This window comes from Flavobacterium ichthyis, assembly GCF_009915155.1.
Lineage (GTDB): Bacteria > Bacteroidota > Bacteroidia > Flavobacteriales > Flavobacteriaceae > Flavobacterium > Flavobacterium ichthyis.
In genome coordinates this window covers 44,295-61,658 of sequence record NZ_JAABLM010000003.1, presented here as the reverse complement: position 1 = coordinate 61,658, position 17,364 = coordinate 44,295, and the positions used below count along the sequence as shown (strand labels likewise).

General features: G+C 34.5%; 18 protein-coding genes. 10 read left to right on the top strand and 8 right to left on the bottom strand.

Annotated elements, in window-relative coordinates; genetic code table 11:
* Positions 1 to 101: 101 nt before the first annotated feature.
* Positions 102 to 299: a hypothetical protein gene (locus GV828_RS03185; protein WP_166536029.1), complete on the top strand. Its 198-nt coding sequence runs from the start codon at positions 102 to 104 to the stop codon at positions 297 to 299.
* 32 nt (positions 300 to 331) lie between these two features.
* On the opposite strand, the gene GV828_RS03180 is transcribed toward GV828_RS03185, so the two are convergent.
* Positions 332 to 1,276 (bottom strand): LysR substrate-binding domain-containing protein, encoded by a 945-nt coding sequence (locus tag GV828_RS03180; protein WP_166536028.1) that lies wholly within the window; start codon positions 1,274 to 1,276, stop codon positions 332 to 334.
* Between the two features lie 111 nt (positions 1,277 to 1,387).
* Here GV828_RS03180 and GV828_RS03175 point away from each other — a divergent pair, with 111 nt between their 5' ends.
* The 5 genes from GV828_RS03175 to GV828_RS03155 all read left to right on the top strand — a co-directional run bounded on the left by GV828_RS03175 (position 1,388) and on the right by GV828_RS03155 (position 5,811).
* Positions 1,388 to 1,867 carry a Dps family protein gene (locus tag GV828_RS03175; protein WP_166536027.1) on the top strand — a complete coding sequence of 160 codons (480 nt, stop codon included), beginning with the start codon at positions 1,388 to 1,390 and terminating at the stop codon, positions 1,865 to 1,867.
* 130 nt (positions 1,868 to 1,997) lie between these two features.
* Entirely contained in the window at positions 1,998 to 2,282 is a 285-nt protein-coding gene (locus GV828_RS03170; protein WP_166536026.1) for a hypothetical protein, read from the top strand.
* A 71-nt stretch (positions 2,283 to 2,353) separates the two neighbouring features.
* Entirely contained in the window at positions 2,354 to 4,117 is a 1,764-nt protein-coding gene (locus tag GV828_RS03165; protein WP_166536025.1) for a SulP family inorganic anion transporter, read from the top strand.
* Positions 4,118 to 4,231: 114 nt separating this feature from the next.
* A complete protein-coding gene (gene bshA / locus GV828_RS03160; RefSeq protein WP_166536024.1) occupies positions 4,232 to 5,371 on the top strand; it encodes an N-acetyl-alpha-D-glucosaminyl L-malate synthase BshA in 1,140 nt (379 codons plus the stop codon).
* Positions 5,368 to 5,811: a protease complex subunit PrcB family protein gene (locus tag GV828_RS03155; protein ID WP_166536023.1), complete on the top strand. Its 444-nt coding sequence runs from the start codon at positions 5,368 to 5,370 to the stop codon at positions 5,809 to 5,811. The genes bshA and GV828_RS03155 overlap by 4 nt, the downstream gene beginning before the upstream one ends.
* Before the next feature lie 47 nt (positions 5,812 to 5,858).
* On the opposite strand, the gene GV828_RS03150 is transcribed toward GV828_RS03155, so the two are convergent.
* Together GV828_RS03150 and GV828_RS03145 are read right to left on the bottom strand one after the other, a co-directional pair.
* Entirely contained in the window at positions 5,859 to 6,344 is a 486-nt protein-coding gene (locus tag GV828_RS03150; RefSeq protein ID WP_166536022.1) for a hypothetical protein, read from the bottom strand.
* Positions 6,345 to 6,434: 90 nt separating this feature from the next.
* Positions 6,435 to 7,256 (bottom strand): UDP-2,3-diacylglucosamine diphosphatase, encoded by an 822-nt coding sequence (locus tag GV828_RS03145; RefSeq protein ID WP_166536021.1) that lies wholly within the window; start codon positions 7,254 to 7,256, stop codon positions 6,435 to 6,437.
* 125 nt (positions 7,257 to 7,381) lie between these two features.
* Here GV828_RS03145 and aroC point away from each other — a divergent pair, with 125 nt between their 5' ends.
* The 3 genes from aroC (at position 7,382) to GV828_RS03130 (ending at position 11,216) form a co-directional block, all read left to right on the top strand.
* Entirely contained in the window at positions 7,382 to 8,428 is a 1,047-nt protein-coding gene (gene aroC / locus GV828_RS03140) for a chorismate synthase (protein WP_166536020.1), read from the top strand.
* Between the two features lie 77 nt (positions 8,429 to 8,505).
* Positions 8,506 to 10,155 carry a T9SS-dependent choice-of-anchor J family protein gene (locus GV828_RS03135; RefSeq protein WP_166536019.1) on the top strand — a complete coding sequence of 550 codons (1,650 nt, stop codon included), beginning with the start codon at positions 8,506 to 8,508 and terminating at the stop codon, positions 10,153 to 10,155.
* A gap of 152 nt (positions 10,156 to 10,307) precedes the next feature.
* On the top strand, positions 10,308 to 11,216 hold the full coding sequence (locus GV828_RS03130; RefSeq protein ID WP_166536018.1) for a T9SS type A sorting domain-containing protein: 909 nt from the start codon (positions 10,308 to 10,310) through the stop codon (positions 11,214 to 11,216).
* A 52-nt stretch (positions 11,217 to 11,268) separates the two neighbouring features.
* Here the strand turns inward: GV828_RS03130 and GV828_RS03125 are convergent, their stop codons facing one another.
* Complete coding sequence (locus GV828_RS03125; RefSeq protein WP_166536017.1) at positions 11,269 to 11,682, bottom strand: thiol-disulfide oxidoreductase DCC family protein; 414 nt, start codon at positions 11,680 to 11,682, stop codon at positions 11,269 to 11,271.
* A gap of 5 nt (positions 11,683 to 11,687) precedes the next feature.
* A complete protein-coding gene (locus tag GV828_RS03120; RefSeq protein ID WP_166536016.1) occupies positions 11,688 to 13,856 on the bottom strand; it encodes an endonuclease MutS2 in 2,169 nt (722 codons plus the stop codon).
* Positions 13,857 to 13,998: 142 nt separating this feature from the next.
* Between GV828_RS03120 and ung the strand changes: the two genes are divergently transcribed.
* Entirely contained in the window at positions 13,999 to 14,664 is a 666-nt protein-coding gene (gene ung, locus GV828_RS03115) for a uracil-DNA glycosylase (RefSeq protein WP_166536015.1), read from the top strand.
* A gap of 238 nt (positions 14,665 to 14,902) precedes the next feature.
* Here ung and GV828_RS03110 read toward each other — a convergent pair whose 3' ends face one another.
* The 3 genes from GV828_RS03110 to GV828_RS03100 all read right to left on the bottom strand — a co-directional run bounded on the left by GV828_RS03110 (position 14,903) and on the right by GV828_RS03100 (position 17,362).
* Entirely contained in the window at positions 14,903 to 15,835 is a 933-nt protein-coding gene (locus GV828_RS03110) for a transglutaminase (protein WP_166536014.1), read from the bottom strand.
* Positions 15,836 to 15,859: 24 nt separating this feature from the next.
* Positions 15,860 to 16,708 (bottom strand): substrate-binding domain-containing protein, encoded by an 849-nt coding sequence (locus GV828_RS03105; RefSeq protein ID WP_166536013.1) that lies wholly within the window; start codon positions 16,706 to 16,708, stop codon positions 15,860 to 15,862.
* Positions 16,709 to 16,825: 117 nt separating this feature from the next.
* Positions 16,826 to 17,362 carry a GNAT family N-acetyltransferase gene (locus GV828_RS03100; RefSeq protein WP_166536012.1) on the bottom strand — a complete coding sequence of 179 codons (537 nt, stop codon included), beginning with the start codon at positions 17,360 to 17,362 and terminating at the stop codon, positions 16,826 to 16,828.
* Between the last annotated feature and the right edge of the window lie 2 nt (positions 17,363 to 17,364).

Sequence of the window (17,364 nt, the reverse complement as noted above, 5' to 3'; positions counted from 1 at the left end):
TTAACTTTTTTTAAACGAAACTAATTTACTTTTTTACTAAATTTACAATAAGTTCTTTTAACCAAAACATTCAACTTAAACCTAAAAAATAAATTACATTCATGGCACGACAAATGTTTGCATTTACCAAGTCAATTTTGGAAAAAGTAAGTTTCGATCCTTTGTTGTTTTGCAAAGAATTAGAAAAAGCAGTCAAAACGATGTTGCCTTACGAAGTGGAGCAATTATGGGAATGGCTTTTAAGCTATACCAACGAAAAACCAGAGTTAAAGCACTGTCTGGTAATCATTAACCGATAAATATTTAGGAGCCCAAGAGGGCTCCTTTTTTTTTATTTTTGTTTTGGCAAAGGACTAATAATTTCTACATTTTGAAAAACAATAGCCCCTTTCACAACACCAGCAATAACTTGTCGTAAAGCGTCAATGATGTGCATTTTCAATTCGCTTTTCGGGAAAATTAAACTTACTTCTCTTGAAGGTTTTGGATCTTGAAAAGACTTTAATTTCTGCTGATTTTTTTCGCTTAAATTTAAAGTATGTAAATAGGGGAGAAGTGTAATTCCTAAGCCTTCATCGGCTAATTTTATAAGCGTTTCAAAACTTCCACTTTCGAGTTGAAAAGCATTATTTTCTTGATTTGAAGCCGTTTTGCATAAATTTAAAATACCATCTCTAAAACAATGACCATCTTGCAAAAGCAAAATATTCTCGCCTTCAAGGTCGGTTGGGTTAATTTCTTTTTTATGATTAATTGTATGGTTTTCAGGAAAATAAGCAACAAATGGTTCATAATAAAGTACGATTTCTTTGATTTTATCATCTTCCAAAGGCGTTGCCGCAATTGCTGCATCTAAATGACCGTTTTTGAGTCTCGTTAAAATTTCTTCAGTGCTATGTTCCTCAATAATCAGTTTGATTTTCGGATATTTATTGATGAAATTTTTCAAAAACATCGGCAATAAAGTTGGCGTAATTGTAGGAATAATTCCTAATTTAAATTCGCCACCTACAAATCCTTTTTGTTGGTCCACGATATCTTGAATTCGGTAAGATTCATTGACAATGTTTTTAGCTTGCATTACAATTTTCTGTCCAATTTCTGTAAGTTGAATTGGTTTTTTTGTCCTATCGAAAATTAAAATTCCCAGCTCTTCTTCAAGTTTCTGAATTTGCATACTCAACGTGGGTTGCGTTACAAAACATTTTTCAGCGGCAAGCGTAAAATTTTTATTTTCGGCTACTGCCAAAACATAATATAATTGAGTAATAGTCATTTCTATAAAATTATTTGATGCAAATATAGAAATTTATAAACAATACTTATTGTGATAAACATTTGAATTTTTGTAAATTTATAGAATAACTCATTATTAAAATAAAAAAAAATGAAAACAAATATTTTAGGATTACCATCTAAAGACGCCGAAAACATTGCTAACGACCTCAACGGATTATTGTCAAATTTTCAAGTTTATTATCAAAATTTAAGAGGAATACACTGGAACATTCGGGGTAAAAGATTTTTTGAGCTTCATGTTAAATTTGAAGAATTATATAATGATGCTCAACTTAAAATTGATGAAATTGCAGAACGAATTTTAACCGTTGGTGGAAAACCTTTGCATACTTTTGAAGATTATTTAAAACATAACAGCTTAAAGGTAGGTAAAGATATTTCAAAAGATGATGAAGCGGTAAATTTAGTTGTAAACTCACTTTCAGAATTATTAAAAATTGAGCGTGAAATCCTCAATAAGTCTGATGAGATTAGCGATGAAGGAACGAATTCTATGATGAGCGATTTTATAAAAGAGCAAGAAAAAACAATCTGGATGATGAAAGCATGGCTTGAAGAAAAAATATAATTTCCCTATTGCTAATTGATATTTCGTACGAAGTGCTGTAAAATTTTAAAAATTTCACAGCACTTTTTTTATAAGTTAAAAAAAATTGTGAAAAAATGATGTGATTGCTATTTTTTTATAATTTAGTCGCATGAAAGCCTCTCTTTTTTTTCTAATCGAATTTATGTTTTTTTTGGCAACGCCAACACTCGTTTGTGCTATTGACAAGGAGGTAAAAACCATTTCTTTAAATAATAGTAATGAAGAAGAAGAAATTACAATACAGCATATAAGTTCAAGAGATTTTCAGCAATTGCAACAATCAAATACTTTTAACTTGGATTCCCAATCCAATAAATTGCATTATTTTAATCCTTATTTTATTATCAAAAAACCAATTCTTCCGGTTTATGCTCCTCCTCCTGAAACCGTTTGATACCTTATTTAAGAAAGTGGCGCAAATTCGCAATCGCTTAAAATTTTGTATTCAAACGTTATTTTTTGGTTATGACAAAAAAAACCAGTCTTTTTGGTAATTTAAAATCTGATTTTTCATCAGGTTTGGTTGTATTTTTAGTGGCTTTGCCATTGTGTTTAGGAATTGCATTGGCATCCGGAGCACCACCGTTATCCGGCATTATTGCGGGAATTTTTGGTGGAATTATCGTAGGAATGTTAAGTAAATCTCACATTAGCGTTTCAGGTCCGGCGGCTGGCTTAACCGCTATTGTTTTAGATGCGATTAGTACTTTAAAATTCTTTGAAGTTTTTTTATTGGCAGTCGTTTTAGCCGGAATTTTTCAGCTTATTTTGGGTTTTATCAAAGCGGGAAGCATTTCAAATTACTTTCCAAATAATGTTATTGAAGGCATGTTGGCAGGAATTGGAATTATTATTATTTTAAAACAAATTCCACATGCCGTGGGTTACGACAAAGATTTTGAAGGTGATGAAGCTTTCGTTGAAAAAACTGGAAACACAATTGAATCACTTTTTAGCGCATTAAATCACCTTCATTTTGGAGCGATTATGATTGCGTTAAGTGCTTTGGTAGTTTTAATTTGTTGGGAAAAAGTTCGTTTTTTAAAGAAAATAAAAGTTATTCCTGGAGCATTAGTAGCCGTTATTTTGGGAATTATTTTAAACGAAATTTTTAAAACTACTGGAAGTAATCTCGTCATTTCAGAAGAACATTTGGTCAATCTTCCGGTACCGAAATCCGTTGACGATTTTTCTTCAAGTTTGATTTTCCCTGACTTTAAAGCAATTGTCAATCCTCAGGTTTGGGTTTTTGCCGCAGTTATTACCACGGTGGCTTCAATTGAAACATTACTTTGCATTGAAGCTTCGGACAGAATGGATTTGCAAAAAAGATATACAAATACAAATGTTGAGTTGAAAGCCCAAGGAATTGGAAATATCTTAAGCGCATTAATTGGCGGTTTGCCCATGACTTCCGTAGTGGTTCGCTCTTCGGCAAATGCTAATGCTGGCGCAAAATCGAAAATGTCAACAATTATTCATGGATTTTTGTTGCTGTTTTGCGTTTTATCGATTCCGGTTTTATTAAATAAAATTCCATTGGCAACATTAGCGGCAGTTTTGTTAATGGTAGGTTACAAGCTGGCAGTGCCAAATATTAAACACTTTGTCGATTTAATGCCAAAAGCGCTTAATTTTCTAATTGTTTCAATCATTGTTACCATAATTGTTTTTCAAAATTCTAATCATTTATATTTCAAAATATTGATGATAGCATTTACTGTTTGCATTGTAGCCTTCATTATTTTTAAAATGTATCGAAATGTTGACTTTTTAAAAATGATTACCAGAAACCAATACCTTTATTTTCCGTTTATTGCCACTACCATTGCCGTTGTATTCACGGATTTGCTTAAAGGTGTGGTATTAGGAATTGTAATTAGTATTATTTTTATTTTACGCGGAAATTTAAAACGAGCCTATCATTTCAAACGAGAAAAATTTGCCGAAGGCGATATCATTCACATCAGCTTAGCGCAAGAAGTTTCGTTTTTAAACAAAGCCGCAATCAAATCTACTTTGATGGAAATCCCTGAAAATTCTACTGTAATTATTGACGCTTCTGATACGGAATATATTGCTCATGATGTACTTGATTTAATACAGGAATTTGCTTCCATAAAAGCTTCGGACGAAAATATTAAAGTAACGCTCAAAGGTTTTAAAACAGTTTATCAACTGGACGATTTAGATGATTTACACAATCATGTCAACATCGAAAAACATTAATAATTGTTACAATTTTATAGAAGCGGTTAGTCATTGTAATCGCTTCTTTATTTTTACATTTATCCGCGTCTTCGTAAAAATTACGTACCTTAGTAGTCTATTATTTTACAAAACATGAAAATTGCAATTGTATGCTATCCAACCTTTGGAGGAAGTGGAGTTGTTGCCACAGAATTAGGGCTGGAATTGGCCAAAAAAGGACACGAAATTCATTTTATAACTTACAGTCAACCAGTACGATTGGCATTATTAAACCCTAATTTACATTACCACGAAGTGGCAGTTCCAGAATATCCACTTTTTCATTTTCAACCTTATGAATTAGCACTTTCGAGCAAATTAGTTGATATGGTAAAATTGCACAAAATTGAACTTTTACACGTACATTATGCCATTCCACATGCGTATGCAGGTTATATGGCAAAACAAATGCTGAAACACGAAGGAATAAAAATACCTATGGTCACTACTTTACACGGAACCGATATTACTTTAGTGGGAAGTCATCCGTTTTACAAGCCGGCCGTAACTTTTAGCATCAATAAATCCGATGTGGTTACTTCGGTTTCACAGAGTTTGAAAGAAGAGACCTACAACCTTTTCGAGGTCAAAAAAGATATTGAAGTAATTCCAAATTTTATTGAACTCAACAAAAATAAAATTAACCAGAATGTTCCATGTCAACGAGCCTTGATGGCGCCAAACGGTGAAAGAATTATCACGCATATTAGTAATTTTAGGAAGGTAAAACGTATTCCGGATGTAGTGAAAATTTTTAATTTGATTCAAAAATCTATACCGGCTAAATTAATGATGGTTGGCGAAGGACCTGAAAAAGAAGTTGCCGAACAATTGTGTGAGGAATTAGGAATTTCGGACAAAGTGATTTTTTTTGGTAACAGTAACGACATTGATACTATTTTATGCTACACCGATTTATTTTTACTTCCTTCGGAAACGGAAAGTTTTGGATTGGCAGCTTTAGAGGCAATGGCTTCAGGCGTTCCGGTAATTTCTACTAATTCGGGAGGATTGCCGGAAGTGAATGAAAATGGCGTTTCAGGATATTTAAGCGATGTGGGGAATGTGGAAGAAATGGCTCAAAACGGCATCAAAATATTAAATTCCGATGAATCACTTTCGAAATTTAAAGAGAACGCCATGAATATTGCTAAGAAATTTGACATCGCCAATATTCTTCCCTTGTACGAAGCTATTTACGAAAAAGCACTCAAGAAAAAAGTTTATTTATGAAAAATATAATTACAGCAATCACGGCAGTTGCACTTTTGAGTTGTAACAGTTCGCAAAAAAAATCGAGCGAAGCATTTCAAAAATCCAGTAAAGAGTTGGTGACAGTTTTAGCGAAATCCGAATATGGAGGTTTGGAGCAAAAATCTTTTGAAGTAATTAATAACTCCACTGATTTTACTGAATTACTTCAAAAAATTAACTTGGACGGTAATCTTGAGGTTGATTTTAAAAAGGAACAAGTGGTTGCATTATTTTTGGGACAAAAAAATACCGGCGGACATTCCATCAATATAAAATCAGTTGAAGAAAAAAATGAAATTTTATTGATTACAGTTGAGAAAATTTTGCCGAAAGACGGAGAAATTGTAACGATGGCATTGACAAATCCTTATGTGATTGCGAAAATTAGTTCGACGAAAGCAATCAAATTTGTAGAATAAAAAAACGCTTCCTAAATTCAGGAAGCGCTTCATTTTCTTTTTTTTTTTTAAAATTTAAATCTGATACCTAATGCGATATCTGGACCAAAGTTATCGTCGCGAAAATCATCAGCAAAGTATAATTCGGGTCTAAAATCTAACGATAACATTAATGGAATGTCAAATTGATATTCGATACCAATATCTCCAGCTACAAATGCGAAAGCGCCACTGTCATCTCTATCGTTGTGGTCAACGCTCCAAGAACCAACACCTCCACCAACACCGGCATACCAGTTAAAACCACCGTCTATATTCCAAACCCATTGGTATAACCCGGTTAATTTGATAGCATCTACATGGTTACTATTACGCCAGCCAAGGTCAACTTCTAAACGATTGTTGTCTCCCAATCCACGTTGGTAAGAAAGTTCTCCTCCAAAACCATCATTGTCACCTAAACGTAAACCTAATGCGTTTTTTGGAATTTCTTGAGCCTGAGCACCGAAAGCCAATCCGGCCAACATTAGTGCTGAGAAAAATAATTTTTTCATACATTTTTTAATTTAGAGTTAAATCTAAGTTACAGAAAAATGCGGTAAGACTCAAATTTTTAAGAATATTCTAACAATTAACGAGTATTTTTATTTTGGCAAAATTAGCTCAGTATGATTATTTGCTAAAATGGTTTCCATTTCATGAAAATCCTCTTCATGGAAAATCTCAGTCATTTTATGAAAATATAATTTCCATCTTTTTTTATTGTATTCAAGAGCGGTTAAATTCTCTATCCAATCTCCGGAATTTAAGTATAACGTTTCCCCTTTTTTATTACTATGCTTTAAGATTTTTGGTTCATGAATATGTCCGCAAATGACATAGTCGTATTGGTTTTCAATAGCTAATTCAATTGCTGCATTTTCAAAATCACCAATGAATTTAACGGCTTTTTTAACGCTTGCTTTAATTTTTTTAGAAAAGGAATAAGGCTCTTTTCCTAGTTGTTTTAAAAACCAATTGATAAATCTGTTTAGTAAAATGAGGTAATCATAACCAATTCCGCCTAATTTCGCTATCCACTTGGCGTGATTCACGGAAGAATCAAAAACATCTCCATGAAAAAACCATGCTTTTTTTCCGTTCAATTCTAAAATTAACTTATTACAGATGGTGAAATTACCAATTTTTGAGTCGGCAAATTTTCTCAGCATCTCATCGTGATTTCCAGTAATGTAATATACTTGGGTTCCTTTGGAAGTTAAGTCGAGAATTTTTCGAATTACCTTTAAATGTGATTTTGGGAAATATGATTTCCGAAATTGCCAAATATCAATAATGTCGCCATTTAAGACCAAAATCTTAGGTTTGATAGATGAAAGATAAGAATACAACTCTTTGGCATGACATCCAAAAGTACCCAAATGGACATCGGACAATACTACTAATTCAACCGTTCTTTTTTTCAATTGGAAGTTATTTTAAAGTTTTTCAAAATAAAGCATCCCATATTAACCTGAAATTTTGTAATAGTTAAAAAAGTAACAAGATTTAGCCCGATATTAATTAAATTTGTTCAGTAAAGAAAATAAAAATGGCAGGAAATAGTTTTGGAAAAAAATTAATATTAACCACTTTCGGAGAATCCCACGGAGAAGCAATCGGCGGTATTTTAGATGGATGTCCACCTGGAATCCAATTAGATTTTGAAGCAATTCAATACCAATTATCCAGAAGAAAACCGGGACAATCTTCAATCGTTACACAACGAAAAGAAGAAGACGAAGTACAATTTTTGTCAGGAATTTTTGAAGGAAAAACCACCGGAATGCCAATTGGCTTTATCATCAAGAATGAAGACCAAAAGTCTGCCGATTATGATCATATCAAAAATGTTTTCAGGCCAAGCCACGCAGATTTCGTTTACGAAAAAAAATATGGAATAAGAGATTATAGAGGTGGAGGAAGAAGTTCTGCGCGAGAAACAGCTTGCAGAGTAGTAGGTGGTGCCATCGCGAGACAAATAATTTCAGAAATAAAAATTACAGCTTTTGTATCATCGGTCGGAGAAATTTTTATTGACAAACCTTATCAGGCATTAGATTTTTCAAAGATAGAGAGCAATCCTGTTAGATGTCCAGATGCAAATACTGCCGAAAAAATGATTCAGTATATCAAAGAAATTAAAAAAGACGGTGATACAGTGGGGGGGACGATAACTTGTGTGATTCAAAATGTGCCAATTGGCTTGGGTGAACCCGTTTTTGACAAACTCCATGCCGAATTAGGAAAAGCAATGCTTTCGATAAATGCGGTTAAAGGATTTGAATACGGAAGCGGATTTTGTGGCGCACGAATGAAAGGTAGCGAACACAACGATTTATATAACGAAGACGGAACAACAAAAACCAATCTTTCTGGCGGTATTCAAGGCGGCATTTCAAACGGTATGGATATTTATTTTCGTGTAGCTTTCAAACCAGTTGCAACAATTTTGCGTAAGCAAGAAACTATAGATAAGCAAGGAAGTATGGTTGAAATGCAAGGGAAAGGCAGGCACGATCCGTGTGTTGTGCCAAGAGCTGTTCCTATTGTTGAAGCCATGGCTGCTTTGGTGCTTGCGGATTTATCAATAATTTAAAAAAAAAGTTATCAATACTGTTTTTTGGATTGCGATAATTTATATATTCGCATATTAAATCTAAACTTAAAAAAAATATGAAGAAAATTTTACTTTTGTTATGTTTGAGTCTTAGCACAATTGCATCGGCTCAAATTGATTACGGGACGCCAGTTGCAAATAATGGCTCTACGTCTCAAAATGGTCGTGCACCTCAAGGAGCTACGAGATATGCTAGAAGCATTTGGATTGTTACTGCTGCGGAAATGGCTGCCGCTGGATTTGTTACTGGCGATGTAATTCAAGGAATTGGATTTAATTATTCGGTAGCGCAAGCTCCCGCAACTTCCGCGTCTTTTACTGTTTACATGCAAAACACTGCTGATGCAACCAACTTAAAGAGTACAACTTGGGCAACAGCAATTACAGGAATGACAACTGTACATAATAGTACAATTAATATTCCTGCTGCAGTTGGTACCTTCGATATTCCATTTACAGGAGGGTCTCCATTTACATATACTGGTGGTGGTTTGTATATCGCATTTGACCAATCAAATGCTACAGGTGCATTAGCAACAACTCCCAGCACTGCTTTGTGTTTAAATACGCTAGTTGGTGGTTTAAAAGGAGCAATCAATGATACAGCCGCTCCAACAACTGTTGCAGCTTCAAATTTTCGTCCTGAAACACGTTTGGCTAAAATAGTATCATGTGTTAGACCAGGAACAGTTTCAATCTCTGCTTCAACAGAAACTACTGGAACTTTAAACTGGGTAGCTGCTACTACTGCTCCAGGTGTAGGATACGAATATTATGTGACGTCTTCAGCAACTCCTCCAACTTCAGCAACTCCTGCAACAGGATCTGTTGGTGCAACAGTTTATACCGCTGAAGCTACCGGTTTAATGGCAGGTACTGTTTATTACGCTTATGTTCGTTCAAGATGTAACGCAACTGACGTTTCAGCATGGACAGCTGCTACTACTTTTTCAACAACATTTGCACCAGCAGCTGTTCCTTACGCATACGGATTTGAAGTAGATGGAGGATGGACTCTATTTAACGCTGGAGCAGGAAACAATTGGGGGCTATTTGCTGCATCGGCTGCGGGAGTTATACCAACAGCTGCAGAGGGAAATAATTATGCGGGTTACCAATATAATGCTGCAGCTCCTGCAAACGCTTGGTTATTCTCAAGAAGAATTTCAATGAACGCTGGTGTAACTTATGACATTGCTTTCAAGTACAGAGTGGCAAGTGCAACGTATCCAGAAGGTCTAATTGTAAAAATTGGTAATGACGCTACTGTAGCTGCTCAAACCACTGAATTATTTAGTAATACAAGTATTACTACAACTACATGGACTCAAGCAACTGCTAGTTTTACCGCTCCAACTACTGGAAGTTACAACGTTGGTTTCAACTGTGTATCTGCTGCGGATATGTATCTTTTAGCAGTAGATGATTTTGCTGTAACACTAAATTTAAGTAATGAAAAATTTACTTCAAATACTTTAACAGTGCATCCTAACCCATCTAATGGAATCATTAATATCTCTAACTCGGCAGATGTATTATTGAGTAATATCGCAGTTATGGATATTAATGGTAGAACCGTGAAAAACGTTTCATTGAATAATGTTTCAGAAGCACAAATTAATATCTCTGACCTTTCTGCAGGTGTTTACATGATGAACATTTCTTCAGACCAAGGAACAGTTACGAAAAAAATTGTGAAAAATTAAAAAGGTTTTTTCTAAGTTAATCTTAAAGCCGAAGTTGTAAAACTTCGGCTTTTTTTTTATTAAGATTTTATTAGGTTTTTTTTAACTTGTCAAAATTTTATGACCATTTGAAAAGTTGTACTTTGCAAACTGAATAATTAAAATTTTAAATAATGAAAAAAACTTTACTTACTTTGGCTCTTACAGCCGCTTTTTTTTCTACAAATGCTCAAACAAATATTTCGTTTGAGGCGTCTGAGGGTTTTACCCTTGGTCCAATAGAAAATCAAAATGGATGGGTTCCGGCTTTTGGCGCGGATTCAGATATTAGTACATTATCAGTTTCTAATTTAAGAGCGTCATCAGGTACTTATGCGCTTCAGTTTACATCAAATTCCGAAGAATGGGGGTATTACGATGGTGTTTTGTCTCCAAATATTCCTAGCTTAGGAAACGTTTTTGAAATTGGATTTGATATTTATCCAGAGTCCGCGGTTGATTCTGATCACGTAATTTATGCATTACAATCAGCTGACCTAAATTTTGCTGCTTATTTAGTGTTTAATTATCAAGGTAATATATTGGCACGTACTGGTACAGGAACTCCAGCTGTAGATGTAGGAGATTATACGGCTAATCAATGGTACAACGTTAGAATTTCATTTAATTACACAACTTCTACCCTGACGTATTACATTAACGGAAACCAAGTTCACACAGGTCCTACAATGGGAACTACAACTGGAGTTGACCAACTTTTGTTTGCATATGACAACTATGGTTCTGGATTTACAATTGACAACGTTCAAGTTGCGACTTCTTTATCAACTGATAAATTTAATACTAATACTTTGTCTGTGTTTCCAAATCCTTCAAACGGAATTGTCAATATTTCAAACGCTGAAAATGCTTTGCTAAATAATGTTGCTGTTATGGATATCAACGGAAGAACTGTGAAAAATATTCAATTAAGCGATGTTTTAGAAGCACAAATTAATATCTCTGACCTTTCTGCAGGTGTTTACATGATGAACATTTCTTCAGATCAAGGAACAATCACTAAAAAAATCGTGAAAAACTAATTCACTTTTTGAATACATTAAAAACCGGAATGAAAGTTCCGGTTTTTTTATACTACAAAAATTTAGCTTTGAGCTCTGGTGTTGGAATCATGCATTCGGATTTTTTGCCGTACCATTTATAGCGATTTTTGGCAATATAATCATAAACGCTATTTTTTAAAAAATTAGGAAAAACGTTTAAAATATTTAGAAAGGAATAAATTCCGGATAAGTTTGAAGCAATTTTTAAAGCGGCTTCGGCTTTGTAATAATAAGCAATTCCAGGTTCGTATAGAATAATTGAATCGGTTTTTGAAGTATCGATTTTTAAATAATTTACAATTTCTTGTCCCATTTCTGATTGTAGTGCGGTAAAGCGAAACACATCATTTTTATCGTGTTTAATGATAAATTGAACCGTGTTGTCGCACAAATTGCAAACACCATCAAACAAAATTATTTTCTTTCCTGCAGGTAATTTTTCCATAATCATTATTTTGGCTGAACATATTCCAGCGCATCCAAATCAACTTTAGAGGTAAAAATTCCGTAATTTACTACGGCTTTTTTCTTTTCAATTTTATCAATCGTACCAATCGATTTTCCATCGAGCATTCTCACTCGGTCGCCAACCTTCAGGACCACCTTTGGTTTTGCCGCTTCTTCCTTAATTGCTTTAAGTTTTTTTTCCTTTTTCTCTACGCGAATTTCCTCCACTTTCTGTGCTACTTCTTTTACAATTTCTCGTTTTTCGGCTTCTTTTACTTTCTTTTCTTTGGCAGTTATTTTTTTTCTTTTTGAATTTTCAATCTCCACCATCTTTAAAAATTCTCCAATTAGTTCCTTTTTGTTTTTATTATTATAATATTTTTCAGAAATATCATCTAACTTTTGTCCCAAATAAACCAATCGTTGATTAGCATCATACAGTTCTTGATAACGCTCTAATTTATCCTGAATTTTACTGTTGATATTCTCCAATTTTTTGCTTTCCTCGCGAGCCCGAATTTCTTCCTCCTTCAAATTTTGTGACGTTTTTTCCAGTTTAGAACGTTCTTTTTGCAAGTTAGCAATGGTTTTGTCAAATCTAACTTTTCCACTTTCAATCTTCTTTTTGGCACGATTGATTAACCCAAATGGAATTCCATTTTTCTGTGCCACTTCAAATGTAAAAGAACTTCCGGCTTGTCCCAAAATCAATTTATACAGAGGCTCCAGAGATTTTTCGTCGAAAAGCATATTGGCGTTTGAAGCGTGAGGCAATTCATTTGCCAAAATTTTTAAATTAGAATAATGCGTTGTAATAATTCCGAAAGCTTCTCTGTGGTAAAATTCTTCTAAAAAAGTTTCTGCCAAAGCACCACCTAATTCGGGATCAGAACCCGTTCCAAATTCATCTATTAAAAAAAGCGTTTTGGCGTTACACTTTTTCAAAAAATAGTTCATGTTTTTTAACCGATAACTGTATGTACTTAAATGATTTTCAATGGATTGATTGTCGCCAATATCCGTTAAAATCCTATCAAATAAAAAAGTTTCACTTCTTTCATGAACCGGAATTAACATCCCACACTGCAGCATTAATTGTAGCAACCCAACTGTTTTTAAAGAAATTGTTTTTCCCCCAGCATTAGGTCCGGAAATTACAATGATTCTGTTTTCATTGGTAAGTTCAACAGTTTGCGGAAAAGTTACTGCATTTTTTTTCTTGTTGTTCAAATATAAAATAGGATGGTAGGCTTCCCTAAAAAACATCCTTTTTTCTTTAGTAATATTTGGCAGAATTCCATTGATTTTATTGGCATATTTCGCTTTGGCAGCAATCACATCCACATCGCTCAAAAAATCTTGGTAAATTTTAAGAAGCGATACAAAAGGTCGAATTTCGTTTGAAAGTTTTCTAAGAATCTTGGTAATTTCTTCTTTCTCTTCAAATTGTAAATTGTTGAGTTCACGAGAAAAGCGCAATGTAGCTTCGGGTTCAATGTAGGAAATGCTTCCCGTTTTAGAATTCCCTAAAATGGTTCCTTTTACTTTCCGCCTATACATAGCTAAAACCGCCAAAACCCTACGATTTTCAAAAATGCTTTCGCGAATGTCATCCAAATAACCCAAATTTGCGTACTGCGACAAAGCCATTCCGAAACTTTGGTTGATTTTGGCACGAACTAAATTGATATTTTTTCTAATTTCCGAAAGCGATGGTGAAGCATTGTCTTTAATCTCGCCATATTTGTCGATTACCTCGTCAATTTTTTGAATGATGGTTTTGGTCAATTCAATTTCCGAAGCTTTTTCGCTCAATTTTGGGTAGTAATCGTTGAATTTTTTTAGAAAAAGCAATAAAGTATTTACCGTTTCGGAAACGGTGGCAATTTTTCGGAAGGCCAATGCGTCGAGAAAACTATCTTCAATGGCGAGAAATTTTATTTCGTTACTAATGTTTTCAAAACCATGATTGGGTAACGCGTTATTATTGGAAAAAGACGAAGTATATTCTGACGTTTGCCACAACATATTCATCAACGTTTCGGGATTTTTGACTGGGGAAATGTTGAGTGCTTTTTCTTTGCCCAACTCCGTTATGCAAAGTTCGGAAACGGTTTCGAGAACGGTTGTAAATTCTAAGTCTTGTAGGGTTTTATCGGTAATGCTGATCATTTATTTTTATAGCAAAATTTTTACAAAATTACGAAAAACATCCCACTGATTTTTAAATGAACTTGTACAGTTTTGCTAACAGAATGCTAAAAATTACGTTCAATTTGAGTTTATTTTCCGAAATTTGGATTTTTATAAAAATATGACTGTAAAGATCCATCCGTCTTGGGAGAACGTTTTGAAAAATGAGTTTGAAAAACCTTATTTTCAAGAATTAATTCAATTTGTGAAACAACAATACCAGCAATTTACGTGTTATCCGAAAGGTTCTCAAATTTTTTCGGCTTTTGACCATTGTAAATTTGATGAGGTAAAAGTGGTAATAATAGGGCAAGATCCTTATCATGGAGCTGGACAAGCTAATGGTTTGTGTTTTTCGGTTAATGACGGAATTCCTTTTCCACCTTCATTGGTTAATATTTTCAAGGAAATTCAAGCCGATTTAGGGAAGCCTTTTCCTGCGACAGGAAATTTAGAACGTTGGGCTATGCAAGGTGTTTTGTTGCTAAATGCGACTTTAACCGTTAGAGCTCACGAAGCTGGAAGCCATCAAAAGAAAGGTTGGGAAACGTTTACAGATGCCGTAATTCAAAAAATTTCAGATAATAGTGAAGAAGTTGTTTTCCTACTTTGGGGTGGATTTGCTAAGAAAAAAGGTTTAAAAATCAATAGACAAAAACACTTGGTTCTAGAAACTGGTCATCCTTCACCTTTGAGTGCTAATCGTGGTTTGTGGTTTGGAAATCAACACTTTAGTCAATCAAATAATTACTTGAAATCGAAAGGTAAAGCAGAAATTGAGTGGTAATATTCTGATAGCTTACAGGTTTTATCTAAAAATCTTGAAATTGTAGCTTTGGCTATGGAAATCTCTGAAAAGGCGAAACATTTTAGACAAAGTTGAGTCCAAAAGTGTAATAGAAGCCTAAAGTTTTTCATCTAGCCCTGACTGGAGGGAAAATCCTTTTTATTTTTTTCTTTAAAAAAATAAAAAGATTTGGAAGGAAGGCAGGAACATGGTTTTAAAAATGCCGAAAATTTCGCTTCTAATTCAAAGTCAAAGCTCCTAAAATTTCTTCTGACATGAAAGGACCTCCTGGATAAGTGGCGGTGTAATCGAGGTTGAGCCAAATTTGACCACGTTCGTCAATGTGGTAATGGAGTTCTTTGTTTTTACTTTCTTGTTGAAATAGAATTTCTTTGACCAAATAGTTGATAGCTTCGAGATCAGTTTTGTTACCAATTAAAACTTCTGGATAAATGTGACCTCCAGTGTGAATAAGCCGTGGTGTACCGCCAACCGAACGAACGCAAGCGGCCATGAGAATTGCGTGATCATCACAATCTCCGGAAAAATGGATGAGGGATTCAGTGGCTCTTGCTATATATTCTTTACCTTTTGGATCGTTAACGTAGTTCCAACGGCTTTGAATTTCTTTAAATACCGCAAAACACTGAATGATTAACCGGTATTCCCGATGGGTTTTTACGTTTTTAAAATGTTTGGTTGTGGCGAGAAGTGCGAAGTTGCGAACTTTCGGATTGTCGTATTCAATGGCGTTTAAAATTTTGGATTTATTGGGAAAAGGTAATAATTTGGAGATGATGATGTCTTGTGGATTTGGGTCGTCGGCCATCATATAAACCATAGAACGGTAATCTTCAAAGACACTGTTGAAGCCGTAACTTCCAAAAACACTTCCGTAAATTAATACCAATAAATATAAGGTTAAACAGATTATGATGATGGTTTTTAGCAATCTTAACACGATGGTTATTAACGCTACGACCCCAATAAAAAGTAAAATTCTGTCGATTTGATATGGCCAGTTTGGGTCGATAAGTTGATGGTGAATGATAATGAAAACGGGAATGGCAATCAACACACTCAAAAGCACAATAATAATACTGTCCCAAGGTTTTTTAACCTGCAGTTTTTCTTTGATATTCTGAAAATTTATTTGCTCCTTTTGTGTCATAGCAACCCTTGGGCCGAGAATTTTTTAGCTTATTGCTATTTCTGCAAAATTACTTTTTTTATCGATAAGACCGAGTTCCAGCAGCTGATTTTGAACTTTGTTTAACGTTTCGGGTGTGAGTTGTTCCTGAGACCATTCGGTTAATGAAAGCCATTCTAGAATATCGGTTTCTTGCTGATTATATCTTGTTGCAAGCATTATGCCGATGTTTTCAATTTGTTTAAAATGTGCTGTTTTTTGATTGATAATTTTAAGGATTTTCTCGATGATTTCAAAATGATTCTCCAAAATTTCATTTCTGACAGCAATTACAAAACAAGGCCAAGGCGTAGGGCATTCGCCAATTTTGCGAAAAATTCCGGCATCAACTAAAGGTTTTGTCATAAAGCGTTCCCACATAAAGTAGTCGGCTGTTCCGTTGGATAAGGCTTCAACAGCTCCATCAATGGTGTTGACGATTTCAAATTTCAAGTTTTCGGGATTCCAACCTAAATTTCCAGCGTTTACGTACGCCATTAATTGTGAACCAGAACCAATTCGGCTAATGGCTACTTTTTTGTTTTCCAAATCGGAAAGTGTCTTGTATTTTGATTTTGCATCCACGTGAATGCCCCAAATCAAAGGAGATTCTACATAAACTTGAACAATTTTACTCGGATTTCCAGCCACAATGTCTTTGATGATGCCTTCGGTTAAAATGACGGCAATGTCGGTTTCATCGTTGCGAAGCATTTGGCATAATTTGCCGGTTCCTTCGGGAACATCGGTCCACTCAAGGTTGATGCCTTCGGTTTCAAATTCTTTATTTTCGATGCAAAGATGCCACGGTAAATTGAAATGTTCTGGAACTCCGGCTATTTTGATTGTTTTCATTTTTTTTATTTAAAGGTTTAAAACAGTTTAAAGTTTAAGGTTTAAAGTTTACAAGGTTAGAAGTAATGATATAACTCACAATTCAAAACTCACAATTCAAAACTCACAATTCATAACTCATAACTCATAACTTTTCTTTAGTTGCCACCATTTCCAAATCACACCGTCTTTGTCTGGATAATCTTCAATGAAATTAAAACCCACTTTTTGCAAGACCTGATTTGATGCTCCGTTTTCAGCATGGGTGTAAGCGTTCATTTCTTGGATATTCATTTTGTTGAAACCATAATCGAGCCAAGCTTTCGAGGCTTCGGTAGCATAGCCTTTGTTCCAAAATTTTTCGTTTAGACGATAACCATAATCATAGAAATTGGTATTTCCGTTTTCGATGTGGTCGTTTACGAATTTGATTCCAGTCCAGCCGATGAGTTCATTGGTTTCTTTGATTATCGCCACAAAACGTCCGATTCCATTATCGATATATTGTTGTCGGACCATATCGATGTAAGCATGAACTTCATCAAGATGCACAACAGGTTTTTTCCATAAATATGCATGCACATTTGGGTTTGAATCCATTTCAAATAAAGCTTCTGCATCTTCATGACGCATTTCGCGAAGTAGTAAACGAGGTGTTTCTAAAACTAAATCCATGA